Origin of the sequence: Nostoc sp. 'Peltigera membranacea cyanobiont' 232, from assembly GCF_002245985.1 — a bacterium.
GTDB lineage: Bacteria > Cyanobacteriota > Cyanobacteriia > Cyanobacteriales > Nostocaceae > Nostoc.
Genome location: NZ_NOLK01000054.1, coordinates 22648 through 44827, shown reverse-complemented (window position 1 = coordinate 44827; position 22180 = coordinate 22648). Strand labels below are relative to the sequence as shown.

Here is a 22180-nt window from a genome sequence, read left to right as displayed (position 1 = left end):
CTCCTTTGATGCGTGTTCTCTGAAGGAAGTTCCAAGCGGCATCATCAGCCACAGGTAACTTGCGATCTTTTAGGCAATATCTGTTTTTTATCAGAAAATGCTTGCCCAGTAGGCATTTTATCGCCTATATGACACAAATCGATATAAAAAACGAAATATTTCTTCGTAATTGTTGACTTTATATAAAAGTGTTTGCTCACTTATTTGTAAATTTTTCTTTACATTCTTATTTAACTATTTAGCTATAAATGCTGTTATCTATGATTTTGCGATCGCAGAGATTTTGAATGTCTGTCAACGAAATCATCAATTGACAGTACCAATAGGGGGGTCGCATATCCGGGGTTTTTTGTAGGCATAAGATAATAACTGCTCAGGAGTCATACCCAAACTCTTGGCAGCAGAAAGAGCAAGGAGATTAGCACGAGAGTCATAGCAGCTTTCAACCGCATCTGCAAGCTTGCTTGATATACATACTTCGCCTTTTTGGATAATGCGATCGCTTTGAGCTTTAGATAAATTCTGTTTGTCAAAAATACACTACTGAAGATGAAGTATTTCATATTAGAAAAACTCACGGCTTCTAAAATTTTGATAAAAACCCCGCTATCGGAAAGCGGGGAAATATTAAGTAAAAAAGACTAGATATAGCAGTCCTATTTGATTTTTGAAAATCGAGAGGCTCAGCTCCCCGACTTCTTTAATTAAGTCGGGGATCTTGTTGTTCACAAATAATTGAGGATTGCTATAGGAAGATTAAGGTTGAGAACCAGGAGCATTGCCATTCACAACAGCACTTGCTATCCAATTATTAGTACCAGCAATGCGATACCAACGGCGATCGGGCTTACCTGTCCAAGTATCTGGCACGGAATCGCCATATTTCCATTCAACAAAATCAACTCTTACATTACCCCCCAATCTTCCAACAATTGAAGCAGATGTGGAAGGAGAAGAACGCACATTAACTCCAGCAGGAGCAGTAATTGCACTGAAATTTACAAAATTTCCAACAATCGTCCCATTTTTGGAAGTGTATGTCCCACTGGTCATATTTCCAACTTTATAACCATCCACAACTAGGTTAAGACTTGGGAAGTTTATATGAACATGGGGACCATAAGATACCGCACAGGTAGGATCGTTTGGAGTATCAGCAGCTATTACACCAATTTGTTGTCCTTTTTTGAAAGATTGACCTTTGGACAAACCAAATGCTTTAATGTGCATTAGTGTGTAATTCCCATCTGGAGAGCTAAACCAAATAGCATTATGATTATCTGCTCCTCTAGCTTGACAAACACTTATGATTGTTGAGTCAACAGGTGCCAATACTGGAGTACCGGGACTGAGAGCGAAATCAACAGCATTCGATTGTTTATTCCAGCCATCATAGTGAGAACCAACTCCTCTGCTAATCGTAGCGCTTTTACCCGCTTGCCAAGGTAAGCCCCAATCTGCTGCCATAGCTGGTGCAGCAACAGCAGAAGACATCAGGATGACACCAGGTAAAATGAGCAATTTTAATTTTGCTCGAATGTTTAATTGATATTTAATCATCATTGTTGTCCGTATGTTTTGTAGATTTTATACTACTTATATAAGTATGTATTAATTAAAACCCACTAGCTTCTAGCAAACATCAGGAGTTATCCTAGTATTCCATCAGTAAAAATTATCACTATCGGAAATATAGTCATGCCATCCAGCAACGAACCATTCACGCAAGCAGCGAATAGCTGGGACTTGGAAACCCTTTACTCAGATTTGGCATCAGTGAAAGGTAAGCGTTTGACACCAGTGGAAAAGCGACACTTGCGAGGTTTGCTTTGTGGCTGTAGTCCGGCTGAAATAGCTGAGAAACTTGGCAAAAACGGCAAGGGTGTAGAAACTGACCTTTGTGCAACTATATACAGGTATGTCAAAAGTCTGTTGGATAAGTCTGATGAAAAGTTAGAAAATTGGCGAAATATTTCTGAATGGCTTGATGATGCAGGGTATAAAAATCAGTCGATAAAGGTTCCAGGCTTAGATTTATCGCCTGAGAAAGCAGTAGTTAATGTAACTAATATAAATATTGAAAGCGATCAAATAGTATTTTTGATTAGCATGAAAATTCCAACTTATCAAGATTCAGATTCTTTGGAAGATGAATTAAATAACTTAGATAATTATAGAAGCAATTAGTATTTATCTTCTGCCTAAATCATATCTAACCTTCCCATACCATCCAAACCAACATTCCCAATAATATTTCCACTGGGGAGCTAAAAAAATTATTAAAAAATCCCCTCAACTTTCGGAAAATGAGAGTTGAGGAGAGCAAGTTTTAACTAAACTGTATGGTGCTATCAGGAATAAGCATCCATTGGCAGACAAGAACAAACAAAATTCCTGTCGCCAAAGGCTGCATCAATGCGACCAACAGCAGGCCAGAATTTATATTCACGAGTCCAAGACGCAGGATAGGCAGCTTGTTCGCGAGAATAGGAATGGTGCCATTCTCCTGTAATAAGACTTTCGGCAGTGTGAGGTGCGTTTTTTAAAACATTATCTTGGGTATCCACCTTGCCTGATTCTATTTCGGCGATTTCTTGGCGAATAGAAATCAACGCATCACAGAAACGATCTAACTCTTGTTTAGATTCACTTTCAGTAGGTTCCACCATGATTGTACCTCCTACAGGCCAGGAGACAGTTGGCGCATGGAAACCGTAATCTATCAGACGCTTGGCTACATCATCGATTTCGATCGCAGCTGATTTTTTGAGCGATCGCAAATCTAAAATACATTCATGGGCAACTAGACCATTTTTCCCCTGATACAAAACCGGATAGTACGATTCCAGTTTCTTGGCGATGTAGTTAGCGTTGAGAATCGCCACCTTAGTTGCTTGGGTTAAACCATCTGCACCCATCATGGCGATGTACATCCAAGAAATCACCAGAATACTGGCACTACCCCAAGGCGCAGCCGCCACAGCACCAATATTAGAGTGCTGAGTTGAGTTGTCGATAGTGACAACAGGATGTCCCGGCAAAAACGGCACAAGATGAGATGCAACGCCAATGGGCCCCATACCAGGGCCACCGCCACCATGAGGAATACAAAAAGTTTTATGCAAATTTAAATGACAGACATCCGCGCCAATATCTCCAGGACGGCAAATTCCCACTTGGGCGTTCATATTTGCCCCATCCATGTAAACTTGTCCACCGTGACTATGGACAACAGCGCAGATTTCCTGAATTGGCTCCTCAAAGACACCGTGAGTTGAGGGATATGTCACCATTAAGGCGGCTAATTCATTGCTGTGTTTTTCTGCCTTAGCCTTCAGGTCATCAACGTCAATATTACCTTGTGAGTCACAGGCAACAGCCACCACCTTCATCCCGCACATCACCGCACTTGCTGGGTTTGTCCCATGTGCAGAAGTGGGAATCAAACAGACGTTGCGGTGTCCTTCACCCCGATTTTCGTGATATTGGCGAATTACTAAAAGCCCAGCATATTCACCCTGAGAACCAGCATTTGGTTGCAGAGAAATTCCTGCAAAACCAGTAATTTCAGCTAACCATGCCTCAAGTTGCTTAAATAAGATTTGATAACCCTGAGTTTGCGACGCGGGGGCAAATGGGTGAATCTTACCAAATTCCTCCCAACTTACCGGAATCATCTCAGCTGTCGCATTCAATTTCATTGTGCAAGAACCCAAAGGAATCATCGATGTAGTTAGCGATAAGTCCTTGCTTTCCAGCTTGTGAATATAACGCAACAACTCCGTTTCTGAGTGATAGCGGTTAAAGACTGGGTGGGTGAGATATGTACTTGTACGGGAGAGGGTTGAATTATCTAGATGTGATTTGCGCTGTGCTGCAATTAAGTCTCCAATTTCTTTAAAACCGAAAAATAGACTATCAGGCGCAGCAAAAATCTCCAAAAGCTCTACCAAATCATCTACTGTAGTTGTTTCATCTACAGAAACACCAACGGTAGTATCATCAACAATCCGCAGGTTAATATTCCGTGCTTGACAAGCTTCGAGAATTACTTCCAGGCTACGTGTTCCCAAGTCCACGCGCAATGTATCAAAGAAATGTTCAGAATTAATTTTGTAACCCAAATGCTTTAATCCTGCTGCCAACATTAAAGTTAGCTTGTGGATATTCTCCGCAATTTGCTTAAGTCCAGCAGGCCCATGATAGACCGCGTACATACTCGCCATTACTGCCAGCAACACCTGTGCAGTACAAATATTACTAGTAGCTTTTTCGCGGCGGATATGCTGTTCGCGGGTTTGCAAAGCCAGACGCAATGCAGGCTTACCTTGAGCATCTTTTGATACACCCACAATTCGCCCCGGAACCAGCCGCTTATACTCTTCCTTCGTAGCAAAGTATGCCGCATGAGGCCCCCCAAACCCCAAGGGAATACCGAAGCGCTGGGTACTACCGACAGCAATATCAGCACCAAATTCCCCAGGAGGGGTGAGCAAAGTTAAACTTAAAGGATCTGCTGCTACCGTCACCAATGCACCCTTAGCATGGGCTTTTTCTATAAAAGCACGGTAGTCGTAAATAGTGCCATCACTTGCGGGGTATTGTAGAACAGCCCCAAAAATTGCTCGATCAAAATCAAATGTTTGATGATCGCCGACAATAATATTAATCCCTAATGGTTTAGCCCGTGTTTGTAACACGTCAATAGTTTGGGGATGGCAATCATGAGAGACAAAATAGGCATTTGCCTGATTTTTGGAGACACCGTAGCTTAAACTCATTGCTTCAGCTGCAGCTGTGGCTTCATCAAGTAACGAAGCATTGGCGATTTCCAAACCTGTGAGGTCGATAATCAGGGTTTGAAAATTTAGCAGCGCTTCTAGTCTTCCTTGGGCAATTTCTGGCTGATAAGGAGTGTAAGCAGTATACCAACCTGGGTTTTCTAAGATGTTACGCCCAATCACAGGTGGGGTAATAGTGTCGTAATATCCCATACCGATGTATGAGCGGAAAACCTGATTTTTGTTAGCAACTTTTTTTAACGATACCAGTGCTGCATACTCACTTTCAGCTTCTGGTAACTTTAGCGGTTGCTTCAGCCGAATTGTCTGGGGAACTGTTTTATCGATTAGGGCATCCAGGCTGGGAAACCCCAAAACCTTAAGCATAAGCTGGATATCGTCGGAGTTAGGGCCAATGTGTCTTGGCACAAAACTACTTAACTTTTGACTTTTTCCGTCCAGCACTTGCTGCTCATTAGACTTGAGAATAGGGGCGTTCAATACCACAAATTACTCTCCAGATGGTACTATTTCATATTTTGCAATAAATACTGATGAGAAGTAGGTGTAACTTTGAATTTTATCTAAATTTCATGACTTATTTTCGAGTGGAGTGGTAGAGAAGATATGGGGAGACAGTGACGCAGGGAAATCTTCATTCTCTGCTTCACCATCTCCCTCTTCCTTACTCCCCTTCCACCTGGGCGCGATACTCATCTGCTGTCAAGGCATCCTCAACTTCACCAGGGTCATTGACACGCACTTTCAAAAACCACCCTTCTCCGTAGGGGTCTTCTGACACTTCTTCGGGAGAATTAATTAAGGCTTCATTGCGTTCTATAACCGTGCCTGTGACTGGTGAATTCAGTTCTTCAACGGCTTTTACTGATTCAATTGTGCCAAAGTTTTCTCCCCTGGTCAGAGCGTCGCCAATTTCTGGCAGTTCCAAAAAGACGATATCACCCAATTCATGGACGGCAAACTCAGTAATGCCAATGGTGGCAATTTCGCCATCTATTCGCACGTATTCATGAGAATCGAGGTATCTAAAATCTTGAGGATATTCAAAAGACATATCACTTCCTCTCCCTTATCAAAAAAATTATTGCCCCAACAGTCATCCAAGCCATATCTAGTAATGAACCTTACTGTAGATTGAGTAACTCACAACACATTATTCCTCAAAAACCTCGGCGCTTATCAGTTGGCAACACGATTTTTTGACCGATAAAAGGGACGTTTAACCACAATTGCTGGATAAGCCTTGCCACGAATTTCGACTTCTAGCTGCTGACCAACGGTTGCTAGCTGGGTAGGAACGTAGGCTAAGGCAATGGGATAACCAAGTGTGGGCGACAGAGTGCCACTGGTAACTTCTCCCACGACTTTACCTGCTGATAACACTTGATAGCCATGACGGGCAATGTTGCGTCCTTGGGTTTGTAAACCCACCAATCGGCGCTGCACTCCAGTGGCTTTTTGCTGTGCTAAAACTTCTCGTCCGCTAAAATCACCTTTGGTATCTAAGTGAACTAGCCACCCCAAACCTGCTTCTAAGGGTGTGGTGGTGTCATCGATATCTTGTCCGTAAAGTGCCATCGCTGCTTCTAGGCGCAGAGTGTCTCTCGCACCAAGTCCACAGGGGATAACACCAGCTTTATGGAGATTTCGCCACAATTCTACCCCCACATCTGGGTCTACCATCACCTCAAAGCCATCTTCTCCGGTGTAACCTGTGCGGGCCAAGAAGGCAGGTTTACCTAGTAGGGTTGCTTCTAAATGTCCAAAGGCTTTGATTGGTTGTAAGTCTTCTTGCACTAATGGCTGGAGATATTTAATCGCTTTTGGCCCTTGCACGGCAATTAAGGCTTTTTCTGGTGAAAGGTCTTGGAATTGCAACTTATCCAGGTCAAGGTGTTGCAATAACCATGCTTTATCTTTACCAGAGGTGGCTGCATTGACGATGATAAATGCCTTCTGTATACCAGTGGTATCTTCACCTTGGTAATAAACAATGATGTCGTCAATAATTCCCGCTTGGGGATTTAACAATACGGTGTATTGTGCTTGACCAGGTTGCAATCGACTCAAGTCTGAAGGCACTAGTGGCTGGAGTTGGGAAATCAGGTTTTTACCTTGGAGGGTAAATTTGCCCATGTGGGAAATATCGAACATTCCGGCTGTATTTCTTACAGCCTCGTGTTCGCGGCTAATTCCACTAAATTGCACAGGCATTTCCCAGCCGCCAAAGCTGGTAAGGCGTGCTTTGAGTTCTACACCCAGTTGATATAAAGGGGTTCGCGCCAGAGATTGAGCGTTGTCTTCTTGATTAGCCACAGGTAATTTTGCGTAGATGCGGAGCAACTTGCCATTAGGCATCGCACCTCAACATCTATCATCCTACGAGAGATTAGGGAAGAGGTGACAGGGGGTAGATGATAGGGAATAATTTCTACTCTGTAAGCTGTACCCGCTTCCCTTCTTCACTCCTTTGTCCTCTTCTGTGAGGTTTAATAGTTAATGGTGGAAGTGTTGAGATTTATTAAGAAGACATTATGAAATATTGGCGACTAATAGCTAGCTGTGTTTTAGCTTTGGTTCTTTTTATGTTTCCCCTATCGGCGGAAGCTGCAAGTTCTTCTAGTATTACCCGTTCTATGGGTAATGATGAACTCAAGGGTAAGGATTACTCTAGTCAGAGTTTAATTGGCACTGAGTTTACCAATCTCAAATTAGAGAATGCTAATTTTAGCAATGCTGACTTACGTGGTGGTGTATTTAACGGTACCCTTTTGGAGGGAGTAAATCTGCATGGTGCTAATTTTAGTGAAGGCATAGCTTATCTCACAAGGTTTAAGGCGGCTGATTTGAGTGATGCTGTGTTAACCGATGCAATGATGCTACGTTCTACTTTTGATGATGTAAATGTCACAGGTGCTGATTTTACGAATGCAATTTTAGATGGGACGCAAGTGAAAAAGCTTTGTGTTAAAGCAAGTGGTGTTAATTCTAAAACTGGTGTAGATACTCGTGAGTCTTTAGGATGTAAGTAGAATCTAGCCCCTCGTTAAAAGGTGGACAGAACTACCTAAAAGTAGCAAAGTCTACCTTTTAAGGTTTGTAATCTGGCAGAATGTTGAGAAAGGATTAAACGAATTAAAATATCATTCCGAATTTTAATCAAGCGAACCTTTGAAGCATCAACTAAAGCCTTGTGATTTGGGGAGCATCCCAAATGTGCAAGTTTAATTTACATCCGAGATTCTGGCTTATCCCGGAGAATAAAAAACGAACCGCAAAGGACACAAAGAGAAGAGGATTTAAAAGGATTTTCATGTCAGTTCCGTATATTTTTGCCAAATTTGGATGCTCGCTGTGATTGGGAGCTTATTTTGAATTACCAAATACAATATTATAGTTCATAAAATCCAATCGCATTCTGATAGATATACTTTGATTCTGCCTGATAAAATAAAACCGAATAAGTATCTATCTCAGGATACAGTTTGAGTTGATATTTCAGATATCTATCTAAAAGTATAAGAACATATAAATTGTTAAGAAAAATAATTTTTTCTACCCATAGTGGTGAAAGCGATCGCTCAAAAGAAAGATGGAATCTTCTAACCCTCTGTGTCAAGGTTATATCAGTAAGGACTACGAACACTTTGCCGAGGAGAACACAGATGGTAGCTACTTTAGATGATACGAAACGCAATGCTATTGCTATTAGATTGGCAGACCTGAAAGCACTGCAACAGTTGGTTATCGAAAAAGAGCAACTGTTTTTGAAAGAAGGCCTCGATCCCGAAATCGCCGATCGCATCCGAAATTTTCTCAATGATGACGAAAAAAATCTTGGCATTCTAGAAACTGTAATTGGTCAGTATGGCATCCAGGCTGAACCAAGAAAGATTGTTAGAGAATTCATTGAAAAATCGAAAGAATTGTTCAAAAGTTCTGAGCTAAGTCTGTATGACAAAGTATCTCAGCATGAATTGCTGAAACATCAACTAGTAACCACTGGTTTGATAGTTCATAAAGCTGCTCAAAAAGTTGGTGCTGACGTTTTGCTAGCGATCGCACCTCTCAATACCATTAACTTTGAAAACCGCGCTCACCAAGAACAACTCAAGGGTATTTTAGAAATTCTGGGTGTCCGCGAACTCACTGGACAAGATGCAGATCAAGGAATTTGGGCGCGTGTTCAAGACGCTTTGGCCGCAGTCAGTGGTGTGGTAGGTAGCGCTGTTACCCAAGCCAGTGACAAAAAGGATATGAATATCCAAGATGCCATCCGCCTCGATCATAATAAGCTAAATACCCTGTTCGCCGAATTGATCCAAAGCGACAATCCTGAGAAGATCCAAGAGTACTTCGGTCAAATTTATAAGGATCTAAGTGTCCACGCTGAAGCCGAAGAGGAAGTCGTATACCCAAAAGTACGTCCTTTCTATGGTCAAAACAACACCCAAGAACTGTTTAATGAACAAGCTCATGCAAAGCAGGCGTTAGAAGAAATTAAGGCTCTCAGCCCATCTTCACCGCTATTCAAAGAGAAAGTCAAACAGCTGAGGGAAGCTATTAGCGATCATATTCGTCAAGAAGAAAGCACAATGTTTGCTGCCATTCGCAACAACTTAAGCACTGAGCAAAGTGAGCAACTGGCTACTGAATTCAAAGCTGCTAAGACCCGAATTCAACAAAAGCTAGGTGTTGTTACCGAATCGAAGGTGTAGGATGCTTTTGAGCTTTCTATATCCACTAAAAAAGGTTAGTTAAAAGACATCTGGTGAAAAAGAATGTAGAGAGGTAGCACTGCTAGCTTTCTACAAGGATTCTAGATAATGCATATTTAATTTCTGGAGATGTCTAAACAAAAACTCCCAGCACACCAAAGCTGGGAGTTTTTGTTTAAACATTTTGCTGATAGTATTTATAAGCGGCATAAGCCATAGTTATAACCCCAGTGATAATGGCAGATTCATCAACTTCAAACTGCGGATGGTGTAATGGGTGGTTAATGATTCTTTCTTTGTAGCCTACACCTAAACGAAACATGGAACCGGGGGCGTGTTCCAAATACATAGAAAAATCTTCAGCACCAAGGGAGGGTTCGGGTAAAACTTGGACGCGATCGGTACTCCAAGCTTCTTCTGCGGCTGACTGTAATAATTGTGTCAAAGTGTAATCATTTTGAACGCTGGATACACCCTGACGATAATTTACTTGATAGTTTGCTCCGTAAGTATGGCAAACATTAGATACAATATTTTCAATCCACTTAGGGAGATGAGCGCGGGTTTCGGGATGGAGCGATCGCACGGTTCCCAATAACTGTACTTTATCCGCAATTATATTCGGCGCTCTGCCACCATTAATCTTCCCTATGCTCAATACAACAGGACGCAAAGGATTTTGTGTCCGGCTGATGGCTTGTTGCAGTGCAGTAATAATTTGGCAAGCAATCCAAATCGCATCAATAGCCTCATGAGGACGCGCCCCGTGCCCAGATTCTCCCATAATTAGAATCTCTAAATCATCTGCGGCGGCTGTCAATGCCCCGTAACGCACGCCAATAGATCCTGCGTGTATAGAAGGAAAAACATGAACCCCTAAAACAGCTGAGACGTTTTCCATCGCGCCATCTTTCACCATCCAGCTTGCCCCTTGAGCAATTTCCTCGGCTGGCTGAAATAAAAACCGCACTTTTCCACTCAACTCCTCCGCCATTTGGGACAGCACCATCGCCGTTCCTAAGCCCACAGTGGTATGGACATCGTGACCACAAGCGTGCATAATACCTTCGGCGCGAGAGGCGTATTCCAAATTTGTGCCCTCTTGAATTGGCAAAGCATCCATATCGGTGCGAATTGCCAATAAACGGTCATTTTGACCAGTGCCTTGCAGTTCTCCAATAACGCCCGTTTTACCAACACCTTCTTGTACATGCAGACCACTGGAAGACAGAACACCAGCTACGAAGGCTGCTGTTTGGTACTCCTGACCGCTGAGTTCTGGGTGAGAGTGGATGTGGCGGCGAATTTCAATCAAGCGAGGCGCTAGTTTTGCTGCTAAGTCTTTTATATGGGTAAGCATCGATTTAGTTAATCTACAAGCTTTTTTCCCATGATAAAGAACTGTTAACAAACAAAATGCTTTTGCTATACAAGGATAGTTGAGGGGAAGCAGGGGAAGCAGGGGAAGCAGAGGAAGTAGGGGAAGTAGAGAAAGAAAAGCTATTGATTATTGCCCAGTCCCCAATCCCCAGTCCTCAATCCCCAGTTTATTTTGAATAACAGGTTGTGCCTGGAGTATTTTCGGGTTTGAAGTGGTTACATTCTCTTGTCTTTTGACGCTCTGACGACCAGCTATAAGGCATATCTGAGGTGACGACACCATTAGCTAGAGTTGTTAGTCGGAAATTAGCCCCCCGAAAATTGGTAAATTCCAATTTCGCACCTTTTAAGTTTGCTGCTTCTAAATTGGCGCTGATGAAACCGGCATAAGACAGATCGGCATTTTCCAAGGATGCTGATTTCAAATTTGCTCCGGTTAAGGAAGCACTATTAAGATTCGCCAAATTAAGAATCGCACCTTCTAAATTTGCACCGGTGAGATCGGCATTGGTGAGATTAGCTTTAGATAATGTTGCACCACTCAAGTCGGCCCCTCGCAAATTTGCTCCAGTTAGATTCAGTTGAGTTAGGTCAGCACCACTCAAATTACACCGGGGACAGGCACTTGTTGCCTTCAACTGATCCAAATCTAGCTGATTTAACGCCAGGGCTTGCTCTGCAAACCCAAAACAAGCCAACAAAGCGACCGCAGCAACAATCTTAAAGTTCATATTTTTTACAGATATCTACAAAAATGACAATTTACGCACACTGCGTACTGCCATACTTACATATACCGCTTCTCTAAGGAAGAACAGGGATGAAGCATTCATTAAGAAGCTGTAAAAATACTATAAATTCTAATGGTAAGACTACTCAAACGGAAATATAGGCTATAGAATCGATTCGTAAGGAACTATACCGAACCTCTTATAGACTACCATATATGTGATCCCCCTAGCTCGATGAAAAATACGACTAGGGGGATCTTGTTTTTAGGCACTTGATTAAAATCATAAACTCTATGGTTGAGTTGAACCTTCGCATAGCGTTCTGTTGGGAAGTAAAACCCAACAAAATCAATCAAAATGTTGGGTTTCGTTCCTCAAAACGCGATCGCCGATGAAGTTTTCTCAAAATGCGTTCACGGAGTGACTCTAAAAGAATATGGCCTGTTTTGACTTTTGACTTCCGCAAGGCAGTCCTACTTCCTGCCAATAGCGTCGCACAAGTGACTGTCCCTTTCGCTGACATTAGGATTATTCTCTAAATAAACGCGTACTGAATCACAATTGTTCTGCATCAAAGAGTCTAATTTTAATTTTGATTCTAATTCTGGAATATTCCAGAGTTTGATTGTGTTGTCAGCACTGCCAGAAGCCAAAGTCTTCCCGTCGGGGCTAAAACTCACGCTAAAGACAGCGTTACTATGCCCCGTGAGAGTGTGGATTTCCTTTCCTGTCTCTAGATTCCAGAGTTTGATTGTATAGTCACCACTGCCAGAAGCCAAAGTCTTCCCGTCGGGGCTAAAACTCACGCTAAAGACAACGCTACTATGCCCCGTGAGAGTGTGGATTTCCTTTCCTGTCTCTAGATTCCAGAGTTTGATTGTCTTGTCAGCACTGCCAGAAGCCAAAGTCTTGCCGTCGGGGCTAAAACTCACGCTAGCAACATAGTTACTATGCCCCGTGAGGGTGCGGATTTCCTTTCCTGTCTCTAGATTCCAGAATTTGATTGTGTTGTCATCACTGCCAGAAGCCAAAGTCTTCCCGTCGGGGCTAAAACTCACGCTATTGACAACGCTACTATGCCCCGTGAGGGCGCGGATTTCCTTTCCTGTCTCTAGATTCCAGAGTTTGATTGTCTTGTCGGCACTGCCAGAAGCCAAAGTCTTGCCGTCGGGGCTAAAACTCACGCTAGCAACATAGTTACTATGCCCCGTGAGGGCGCGGATTTCCTTTCCTGTCTCTAGATTCCAGAGTTTGATTGTCTTGTCAGCACTGCTAGAAGCCAAAGTCTTGCCGTCGGGGCTAAAACTCACGCTATTGACAATCAAACTATGCCCCGTGAGAGTGCGGATTTCCTTTCCTGTCTCTAGATTCCAGAGTTTGATTGTCTTGTCCCAACTGCCAGAAGCCAAAGTCTTCCCGTCGGGGCTAAAACTCACGCTAAAGACAATCAAACTATGCCCCATGAGGGCGCGGATTTCCTTTCCTGTCTCTAGATTCCAGAGTTTGATTGTATAGTCACCACTGCCAGAAGCCAAAGTCTTCCCGTCGGGGCTAAAACTCACGCTATTGACAATGTTACTATGCCCCGTGAGGGTGCGGATTTCCTTTCCTGTTTCTAGATTCCAGAGTTTGATTCTGTTGTCCAAACTGCCAGAAGCCAAAGTCTTGCCGTCTGGGCTAAAACTCAAGCTAGTAACAGAGAAACTATGCCCCGTGAGGGTGCGGATTTCCTTTCCTGTTTCTAGATTCCAGAGTTTGATTCTGTTGTCCAAACTGCCAGAAGCCAAAGTCTTGCCGTCGGGGCTAAAACTCACGCTAGCAACATAGTTACTATGCCCCGTGAGAGTGCGGATTTCCTTTCCTGTCTCTAGATTCCAGAGTTTGATTGTCTTGTCACCACTGCCAGAAGCCAAAGTTTTACCGTCGGGGCTAAAACTCACGCTAGTAACAGAGGAACTATGCCCCGTGAGAGTGCGGATTTCCTTTCCTGTCTCTAGATTCCAGAGTTTGATTGTCTTGTCACCACTGCTAGAAGCCAAAGTCTTACCATCAGGGCTAAAACTCACGCCAGTAACAGAAGAACTATGCCCGTTGAGGGTGCGAATTTCCTTTCCTGTCTCTAGATTCCAGAGTTTGATTGTCTTGTCAAGACTGCCAGAAGCCAACGTCTTGCCGTCGGGGCTAAAACTCACGCTAGCAACAGCGTTACTATGCCCTGTGAGGGTGTGGATTTCTTTTCCTGTCTCTAGATTCCAGAGTTTGATTGTCTTGTCACCACTGCCAGAAGCCAAAGTCTTGCCGTCGGGGCTAAAACTCACGCTATTGACAGCGTTACTATGCCCTTCCAAGCTGTTGCGTTCTCTTCCTTGAAAACGAACTGTCTGCAAGGCATTCATTACCTCTGAGTTAGTTTTATGTTGGCTTTGCAGGATTTTTCCCGCCCTGATTGCTGGGACGAAAGCCTCTAAGGATTTATGTTCATTAAATAGAGACAAGGAATATCTACCAAGAGATTCGGCCAGATTGAGTTGCGCCTGCTTAGTCTCATTCCATGCCGTAAAACCCAATCCACCGCTAATTACCACCGCCACCAACGAACCTGCCGCAATTCCCCAGGCGGTTCTGATTTCGCGTTTCCTGCGGGCTGCTTCGGCTTGTTTGAGGCGATTTCCTTCTTGGATACTCTGCTCGATAAATTCTTTCTCATCAATTAAGTCTTCTGGGCGCTCCTTGAGTTTTTCTTCTGCTACTGCTAATGCTGCACCCCGCAACAATGACCCCGAATCTTTATTCGTTGCTTCCCATTGTCCCTTTGCTGATCGCAGTCGCTCTTGCCAAGCTCTAAAAACGCGGTTTGTATTCATCCATTCTCGCAGTTCTCCCCAATTACGAATCAGAGCTTCATGGACTACTTCGACTGTTTCTTGACTGCTAAGATTGCGACTTGTCACCACCAACCGAGCATCAGCTAATTTTTTTACCAAAGACCAGCTTTGCTCGCCCAATTCCGCTTTCATCGCTATGCGTCTTGTATCTTCTGCTCCCTCACCTGGACGCACTAATTGAATAAAAATCCGCCGCACTTTTTCTTTCTCATCATCTGTCAAGTTGCCATATTTCTCATCAGCATGGCGAGCTAACGCACCTTCTACTTGACCAATTTCTTCATAGATTTTGTGAGTTAATTGTTTACCTGTTCGCTTATTCCACAACTCTGTCAAAGCAAACTCTAGCAAAGGTAAATTTCCCGGTTGGTTTTCCACATCATCCAGAATGCGTTTTACCAGTCCGTCTGCAAATGTCACCCCGAATTTTTGGGCAGGTTTTTCAATGACTTGTGTTAGTTCCTCCCGATTCATCGGCCCCAGTTTCACGTCACCATTTTGCAAGACATCAGCAAAGGGACGATAGGAGAGAGCATTTCCCAAAAAATCTGCCCGCATCGTTGTCACCAACACCGTAGCCGATGAAGTCAGGGAAGTAAGAGTTTCTAGACTAACTAATAAGCAGTCGAGAAACTTACGGCGAATTTCCTGATCGTTACAGAGGGTGTAAATTTCTTCAAATTGGTCAGCAATCAGTAGCACCCGATGATTGGGGTGATTTTGTTGAATTTTAGCAAAAACATCTAAGAGAATAACAGAACCATCTTGCAAGTAACCAGCCATCTTTCGGGCTTGGGCAATTTGGTCTGTTTGATCTAATTTGGGTGTATAAAGAGGAACTAGAGCTAAAGCTAGAGCATGGAAAGGATCAGAACCAGGACGGAAGTGAGTAAACTGCCAATGACCTGCTTTTTGTAACTTAGGGACTAATCCCGCTAATACCACCGAAGATTTACCGCTTCCTGATGCACCTAGCACCGGAATAAAATTATTGGTTTTAGTTGCACTATAAAGTTCTTCAATAAATATTTCCCGCCCAAAAAAAACATCCGCATCATTGGGGCCAAAATGAAACAATCCCTGATAAGGACAAGGGAGATATTCATCAGCAGCGATCGCCGGATCAACAGGTTCTACTCTTGCTTCTTCCCTATAGTAAAAGTAGTTGTAGATAATGTTTTTTTCACCAACTACAGCACTCTTTACTTCATTTTCAAACTTTGAATTGTAATTGGAATTCTCTTCAGCCATCTAGATACTCCAGTGCCTGTTAAGCAAATTTATTTTCTTGTTTGTTGCGATCGCCCACCTGAGCGCCCTTCACTTCTCCTTGAAACACTGTGTTGTATTTACCTGCTGCTGACTCTTCAGGTTTTACCTGTTTCAGCAACTCCTGGGCTAACTTAATAATTTCTGCATCTTTCTCAGCACCAGCTTCAGCTAATTTCTTTTTAAGTGGTGCTTCATAGGTTTCAGGGTCTGTTTCGTGTTCTTCAAGAACCATTTGTGCTTTTGGTTCACTTTCAAACTTCTTCTTAATCAAGGTTTTCAACCCCTGATAGGCATCTTTGACTGCTGTTCCTGCGGTATCCTTAGTAGCTGCGATCGCACCAGCACCTAAAGCAGCAATAATCATAGAAATAGGTTCCATAGTTAATCCCCAATTATTTGTATCTAACAGTTAAAATAGCAGGATTTACGCAACTGGCACGTATATCATCATGTTATCGAAGTCAAGGGTCAAGATTTCGATTTTTTGACTCTTGATAACCTCTACAAAAAAATATGACACTTACGCAAGTCCTAAATATAGGAATCCCTCCTTCCCCCTTCACCGCCATCCTAAAAAGCGCAATCCAGGGACAATTAGGTAGTAACTCACTCCTAACCAGAAGCTGATGAAGAAGCCCATAGAACCAAAAAAAATCAGAGGTAACTGTAACTCTGACCAAGCTGGATGATTAGAAAATTGGAAGATCGGAGGTGCTAACCTTAAAAGAATCAAAAATGCATAAGCGATCGCACTACCAAAGGCAGCGAACACAGCGTACACTACATGATGGCTGCGAAGACCTAAGCTCAAGGTGAGTAGGCAAGCTGCTACTAAAATCACTGCCACTAAGCCCTCCCCACTGTCTTTTGGTGCGATCAATTGCAAAATTAACCAACCAAAGCCATAGCTAATCATGCCCATCAGCGATGCTACTAAAAACCGCCGCCGTTGACCAAAACACCCAGATACTGTTAGTCCCCAAGCGGTTCCCCAGCCTGCGACAACGAACACCAAAATATCTGCCCCGAAGATGGGTTGAGTATTTGGCACTAATTGGTTTAGCTGACTGGAAATAAATTCCACAACCCAACGCCCCAAGCTGGTGTGATATGCCAAAATAAAACCAGCGATCGCACCAAAACAAGCGCCAACATAGGCCAGGATCATCGCCCAAATCGTTGCCAAACAAGCTTGGAAAATTTTGATTATTGTCTGAGCAATAAAAATAACGGTTTTAGTTACAGCTTGGCTAAAGTTAGCTAAAACTTGTTCAATAGCTTGAGTTATTAGTGTAAATCTTTGGGAAACTTGCGTTGAGGCAAGCTTCGCCTTGTCTCGCAGTTGGGCAAATAATCCTGGTGGCGGTAATGGTTGAGAAATCTTCGCCAAGCGTTTTTGAATCATAGCTGCATTTGCTGGACGCGATCGCACATCATCCTGCACCATCTCATCCAGTAAATCTGCCAGTTCTGGTTTGACATTTACCGAACTTCGCCAGCGCAATTTTCCAGTTTGTTGGTCTTCCAACTCTAGCGGGTATTTGCCTGTTAGCATTTCAATCACTGTTCGACCAAGGGCATAAAAATCGGCACTTGGCCCGACAATACTTCCACTTACTTGTTCTGGGGGACTGTAGCCAGAAGAAAATAAGCGGGTGGAACTAGACTGAGAACGCAGTTTAGAAGCGCTAAATTGTTTTGCCCCACCAAAATCAATTAGTACCAAGCGATCGCCTTCTGTTTGCCCTTGAGGTAGGGTTACAGTGGGCGAAGATGTGCCCAGCATTAAATTAGAGGGTTTAATATCCCGGTGAATAATCTGACGTTTGTGTAATTCTTGTAAAATCTCTACAGCTTGAGCAAACCAGTTTACAACTAAATTCTCTGGACAACCTTGGGGAAACTTTTTTAATATCTCCTCTAAAGTCCGCCCATTGATTTTTTCCATTACCAAACAAGGTAGTTGGTGCGGTTTGGGGTTAAACAGTTGTACCTGAAAATACCCTTCTGCATCGACTGTGGGGACACCTGGATGCTGCAAACTAGATAAAACCGCCGCCTCTTGGGTAAATAACTCCAGTGCCTTTGGTGAATCTTCTACCAACACTTTCAGCACTTTCTCTGTTTGAGTTTTTTCATCCCAAACCGTGTAGATTTGAGCAAATCCTCCCGATCCTAATGGCTGAAGTGGAACATAGCGATCTAACAACTCTAGCGGTGCGCCACAGCTGTTGCAAAATTTGTTTCCCCAAGGCTGGGGATAAGGACGTTGACAATCAGGATTTATGCAGTGAACCGCACTCTGAGTGATGTGGGACACAACCGCTACAATACAAAGGCTGAGTTGATTTTAGCGTTTCTTGAGGTTTCGTGATTTTTAAATAAGCAAAAGGAAAACCCTCATAGAATCTATGAGGGCATTTGTTTATATCTCAATATCCTTGGGTTAAGGCTTGATCCTTCCGAACCCCCCTTTTTAGGGAGGGTTGGGGGGATCTTCCAAAACGAAATATCACTAACCCAAGCCTATTGGTTTATAGCTATGTCAGCTCTTAATTACGAAAACTTCTCTTACTCTGTCTGTGCTTGGCAACTTCTTTGCGCTTGCGTTTTTCTAAGGGTGTTTCAAAATGACGATGCTTTCTCATGTCTGGAAAAATTCCAGCCTTGGAAACTTCTCGCTTAAATCGTCGTAAGGCTGATTCAATGTGTTCATTGTCACCGACAATTACTTGGGTCATTATTTCTCCTACTAAGTTGACTTAATCAATGATATGCAGGCGGTAACATTACAAAAAAAAGACAGACTTTTGTTTTGTCTGACCTTAAGACTCTTGGTAAGTTTTCTTGGTTTCCAAGATTTAGTAGCGTCCGCCGCGTCCGCCGCCGCCACCACCGTATCCTCCCCGGCCTCCACCAAAGGAACCTCTATCACCTCTATCTTCCTTGGGTTTAGCCTTATTTACTTTAAGATCACGACCCATCCACTCTGCACCGTCGAGAGCTTCAATGGCAGCTGTTTCTTCAGCTTCAGTTCCCATTTCCACAAAAGCAAAGCCTCGCGGACGACCCGTTTCACGGTCAGTAGGCACTTGAACTCGCTTTACAGTACCATATTCTGCAAAAATACCACTTAAATCTTCTTGTGTAACGTCATAAGAGAGGTTACCTACGTAAATTGACATCGATTCGCTCCAAAATCATCACTGTGTAGAGATTTTAATTTCTCTGAGAAGTCTGTAAATACTAAAAGGAAAAGCCTTTCAATACTAAAATCAAAGACATCACTGAATTAACTCTCCTAAATCTAGGATGACATAGGAGCCAGCTCTCTGCATCCAGTAGATAGTTAACCAGCGATCCGATCGCGCAAATTGCGATCGCCTGCCCCCACTTACCCTAAGTACAGCCCAACACACAAAAGGGTTGGAAATGGAAGAAGATAAATTCTGTAGGGTGATAAAGGAAATCAGACATACAGGGGCACATCTTTGAATATCCGAATTGAACGTTTGACTGCATTAACCATGAAGCATTACATCAAGATTTTAATACGAAAGCTAAAGTGAAGCAACAAATAAAGGCTATGTCGGTTTCTATTTCTTCGGAAAACCACCCATGAAAGCAATTGCGATCGCGTACCCGCCTGTCGTCGGCAATCGCGCCCATTTCACAACATGAAGCAACACCTCGTAGAGAAGCAGGTTCGAGGGGATAAAGATTTTGTCAGTAGCATGGGCGAGAAATTTGGGCAAGCTGGCGATCGAAAAACTACCATCTCAGCCAAGAAATTTCAGTGTGTTGGCGTAGCCTGTCGTAGAGAAGCCGTTCTTGGCATCTTGGCGGTAGCCTAGGGCAAGCTACTATGTGTCTACGATAAATGAAGCTTTTTGGCAATTTTTGCGGAAGTCCTAGTTATTACGAACTAACTGCAAACGGCGAAGCCCGGTTAATACTTATACCGTAAGTTACTAAAAATTTTCACTACAATCATGGAATAATTTCGCTTACTTACTGAGTCAGTTATGAATACTGAATTTTTGATACAATAATACCAATAAATACTGCAAGACCTAGCGCTCTGCGAAAATAATTAACGCCTTGAAATAATTCTAGCCAAGCCCAAGTAAACAAGGAGCCATTTGCTAGTACTTCTAAGACTGTATTGATTTTGCCATTTGTAAAAATTAGAGCGAGTAAAGTAGTTGCTATCCAAACAATAAGTGGTAGGTTTGGCATCTGGGCTATAACAATGTTGCCATCACTATCACGGAAGGTTTTATCAACTAATGTATTAGATGTCATTTTTAATCACCACGAAAATTACTAGATTGACTATTGAGAATAGGCTGAGATTTGATTGCAAACTCTTTAATAAAATTAAAACACTTGGGTTAATCTCTTTCCAACCATCTAATTGCTGAGATGACAACGTTAAAGCATATTCATATATGAGTATATTAAAAGATATACTCACACAAAATCCGCGAATATAGCTGTTGGGAGCCTAAATGCGATTTGGAGAAATTCTCAAGGAATAAGTATAGCAATTCACTGCATCCACTCACCATAGCTAATAAGGCATTTCCTTTGCGAGTGCGTCAATCATCTACTAGTTGCTGCACTTGGCTAGTAGACATTTGCTGCACGATCGCTTCATAAGATAAGCTCCATAAGATATCCAATATTGTCTACTGTAAAACAAATATCTTAGCTGTATATTTTGGTAAGTCAGTAACTAAACCATCCTCTCCAGATTCTACTTCCCGATTACCGACCCAATCTCGCAAATACTCAGCAGTTGGAAAGTCGGAAATTTTATATTGATTTAGATTTTGGTCAGAGAAATTTGCCACTATGACAACATGAGAATTTTGCTCATCCCAACGAGTGTAAGCCAGCACTTTATCATCTGCATTTTCATAAAAAAACTGAATATTATCGCTTTGCAAAGCTGGAGTTTGCTGGCGTAGAGCAATAAGCTTGCGATAATACTCAAATAAATCATGATTCTGAGCGGCTGACAACAAAGACCAAGTAATCTTCTGCGGCTTAGTCACATCTTCGCTTTTCTGCTGGTATTCGCCAAACTCTTCTCCCATCCACAGCATGGGTACACCCATCGCTGTGATTAACAGAGTCGCTGCTAACTTCGCTCGTTGAAATGCGGCGGTGTCAAAGATACCGCAATTGCCTAATTCTCGTAATACACGTTCGCGATCGTGGGTTGCCAAATAATTAATCGCATTGGTAGCGATCGCATAACCCTGCTGTTTGGGATCTAAAACCTGCTTGAGTTGTTCTAATTCAAATGATTGACCACAAATATATGGAATTATAAAGTAGCGAAAACTTTCATGCCAACAAGCATCTAATGGGCCATCTGGCTTGACTACAGTGCTTGTATCGGGAATGTGTTCGGCAATATTGTAAAATTGCTTAGGTGCAGCATGGTTTTTTGCTTGCTTAGTTAGCCAGTTGAAAAATTCAAAGTTAGCCAATTGGCGCACTGCATCAAAGCGAATTCCATCAATGTGATACTCCTTAATCCAAAATTCTACTACATCACTGATGTATTCCCATGCAGGCTTAATATTTAAGTTTTTGTCATAATTATCATAGTTAAACTCTGGCCCCCAGTAGTTATCTGGGTCTTCAGGATAATGCTTATATTCGTAGTACCAGTAATTTCGGTCAATCAGTATTAAAGGACATTCTTCATCTGTGTGGTTATAAATTCCATCCATAAAGACGCGAATGCCTCTACCATGACACTCGTCAATCAACCGCTTTAAATCTTCTGTTGAACCGTAACTAGATTCTGTAGCAAAGAAGTGACGAACTTTATAACCCCAGTTATAATCACCAGGGTACTCATTAACTGGCATTAATTCAATTGCATTAATTCCCAATTCGCAAAGATAATCTAACTTTTCAATTATCCCTAAATATTTACCTCCTTTGTGAGAGCCAACTTCATCACCAGTAAAATCTGCAACGTGCATTTCATATATAACTAATTCCCGATTATCAGGCAACGGTATTTCATCGTGTTGCCAAAGGTAAGTATCAACAATGGGTCGCCCATCTTGAATGCGTACCCTGCTATATTTTTCTGTTTCATTAACATCTGTTGCTTTGGGATCGATGACATCTATCCATTCATCAGGTGTAAAATTTGGACTTTTGGTTTGAATCCGAAATTTGTATTGATAAACGCCATCCTCCAGTTTTATTTGAGTGCGAAAATAACCATCTTCACCTTTTGACATTGGAATTTCTTTCCAATCAGAAAAAGACCCAATTAAAGCTGCTCCTTTGTTGCGAGGAGCAAATAATGTAAATTCAGTTATATTTTCCATTGCGGCTCGATTATATTTTTGGCGATTACT

At 42.6% G+C, this 22180-nt stretch carries 18 protein-coding genes; 4 read left to right on the top strand and 14 right to left on the bottom strand.

Annotation, left to right across the window (positions count from 1 at the left end; genetic code table 11):
* Positions 1–380 precede the first annotated feature (380 nt).
* Positions 381–533, bottom strand: coding sequence for a hypothetical protein (locus CDG79_RS18990; protein WP_223278202.1), 153 nt, complete (start codon positions 531–533; stop codon positions 381–383).
* A 223-nt stretch (positions 534–756) separates the two neighbouring features.
* The gene (locus CDG79_RS18985; RefSeq protein WP_094343510.1) at positions 757–1563 is read right to left on the bottom strand and encodes a peptidoglycan DD-metalloendopeptidase family protein; all 807 of its coding nucleotides are present in this window, start codon (positions 1561–1563) and stop codon (positions 757–759) included.
* Between the two features lie 135 nt (positions 1564–1698).
* Here CDG79_RS18985 and CDG79_RS18980 point away from each other — a divergent pair, with 135 nt between their 5' ends.
* Positions 1699–2187: a helix-turn-helix transcriptional regulator gene (locus CDG79_RS18980; protein ID WP_094343509.1), complete on the top strand. Its 489-nt coding sequence runs from the start codon at positions 1699–1701 to the stop codon at positions 2185–2187.
* A 164-nt stretch (positions 2188–2351) separates the two neighbouring features.
* Here the strand turns inward: CDG79_RS18980 and gcvP are convergent, their stop codons facing one another.
* The 3 genes from gcvP to gcvT all read right to left on the bottom strand — a co-directional run bounded on the left by gcvP (position 2352) and on the right by gcvT (position 7118).
* Positions 2352–5288: an aminomethyl-transferring glycine dehydrogenase gene (gene gcvP, locus CDG79_RS18975; RefSeq protein WP_094343508.1), complete on the bottom strand. Its 2937-nt coding sequence runs from the start codon at positions 5286–5288 to the stop codon at positions 2352–2354.
* A gap of 178 nt (positions 5289–5466) precedes the next feature.
* The gene (gene gcvH / locus CDG79_RS18970) at positions 5467–5856 is read right to left on the bottom strand and encodes a glycine cleavage system protein GcvH (protein WP_069072677.1); all 390 of its coding nucleotides are present in this window, start codon (positions 5854–5856) and stop codon (positions 5467–5469) included.
* 125 nt (positions 5857–5981) lie between these two features.
* Positions 5982–7118: a glycine cleavage system aminomethyltransferase GcvT gene (gene gcvT / locus CDG79_RS18965; protein ID WP_094343520.1), complete on the bottom strand. Its 1137-nt coding sequence runs from the start codon at positions 7116–7118 to the stop codon at positions 5982–5984.
* 218 nt (positions 7119–7336) lie between these two features.
* On the opposite strand from gcvT, the gene CDG79_RS18960 reads away from it, so the two are divergent.
* Both CDG79_RS18960 and CDG79_RS18955 read left to right on the top strand, forming a co-directional pair.
* Positions 7337–7834 carry a pentapeptide repeat-containing protein gene (locus CDG79_RS18960; protein ID WP_094343507.1) on the top strand — a complete coding sequence of 166 codons (498 nt, stop codon included), beginning with the start codon at positions 7337–7339 and terminating at the stop codon, positions 7832–7834.
* Positions 7835–8467: 633 nt separating this feature from the next.
* Positions 8468–9520 carry a hemerythrin domain-containing protein gene (locus tag CDG79_RS18955; protein WP_094343506.1) on the top strand — a complete coding sequence of 351 codons (1053 nt, stop codon included), beginning with the start codon at positions 8468–8470 and terminating at the stop codon, positions 9518–9520.
* Positions 9521–9695: 175 nt separating this feature from the next.
* Here the strand turns inward: CDG79_RS18955 and CDG79_RS18950 are convergent, their stop codons facing one another.
* From CDG79_RS18950 to CDG79_RS18920, 7 genes are all read right to left on the bottom strand, one after another.
* Complete coding sequence (locus CDG79_RS18950; protein WP_094343505.1) at positions 9696–10880, bottom strand: M20 family metallopeptidase; 1185 nt, start codon at positions 10878–10880, stop codon at positions 9696–9698.
* Positions 10881–11067: 187 nt separating this feature from the next.
* Complete coding sequence (locus tag CDG79_RS18945; protein ID WP_094343504.1) at positions 11068–11631, bottom strand: pentapeptide repeat-containing protein; 564 nt, start codon at positions 11629–11631, stop codon at positions 11068–11070.
* 473 nt (positions 11632–12104) lie between these two features.
* Positions 12105–15767: a WD40 repeat domain-containing protein gene (locus CDG79_RS18940; RefSeq protein ID WP_094343503.1), complete on the bottom strand. Its 3663-nt coding sequence runs from the start codon at positions 15765–15767 to the stop codon at positions 12105–12107.
* A gap of 19 nt (positions 15768–15786) precedes the next feature.
* On the bottom strand, positions 15787–16167 hold the full coding sequence (locus tag CDG79_RS18935; RefSeq protein WP_094343502.1) for a hypothetical protein: 381 nt from the start codon (positions 16165–16167) through the stop codon (positions 15787–15789).
* 180 nt (positions 16168–16347) lie between these two features.
* Positions 16348–18108 carry a serine/threonine protein kinase gene (locus CDG79_RS18930; protein WP_094343501.1) on the bottom strand — a complete coding sequence of 587 codons (1761 nt, stop codon included), beginning with the start codon at positions 18106–18108 and terminating at the stop codon, positions 16348–16350.
* 232 nt (positions 18109–18340) lie between these two features.
* Entirely contained in the window at positions 18341–18529 is a 189-nt protein-coding gene (rpsU, locus tag CDG79_RS18925; protein WP_012407716.1) for a 30S ribosomal protein S21, read from the bottom strand.
* Positions 18530–18649: 120 nt separating this feature from the next.
* Positions 18650–18973 (bottom strand): RNA recognition motif domain-containing protein, encoded by a 324-nt coding sequence (locus CDG79_RS18920; protein WP_094343500.1) that lies wholly within the window; start codon positions 18971–18973, stop codon positions 18650–18652.
* Positions 18974–19465: 492 nt separating this feature from the next.
* Here CDG79_RS18920 and CDG79_RS42475 point away from each other — a divergent pair, with 492 nt between their 5' ends.
* Complete coding sequence (locus CDG79_RS42475) at positions 19466–19642, top strand: hypothetical protein (RefSeq protein WP_189525047.1); 177 nt, start codon at positions 19466–19468, stop codon at positions 19640–19642.
* A 169-nt stretch (positions 19643–19811) separates the two neighbouring features.
* Here CDG79_RS42475 and CDG79_RS18915 read toward each other — a convergent pair whose 3' ends face one another.
* Positions 19812–20093 carry a hypothetical protein gene (locus CDG79_RS18915; RefSeq protein ID WP_094343499.1) on the bottom strand — a complete coding sequence of 94 codons (282 nt, stop codon included), beginning with the start codon at positions 20091–20093 and terminating at the stop codon, positions 19812–19814.
* 386 nt (positions 20094–20479) lie between these two features.
* Positions 20480–22150, bottom strand: a complete 1671-nt coding sequence (locus CDG79_RS18910; protein WP_094343519.1) for an alpha-amylase family glycosyl hydrolase — start codon at positions 22148–22150, stop codon at positions 20480–20482.
* Positions 22151–22180 lie beyond the last annotated feature (30 nt).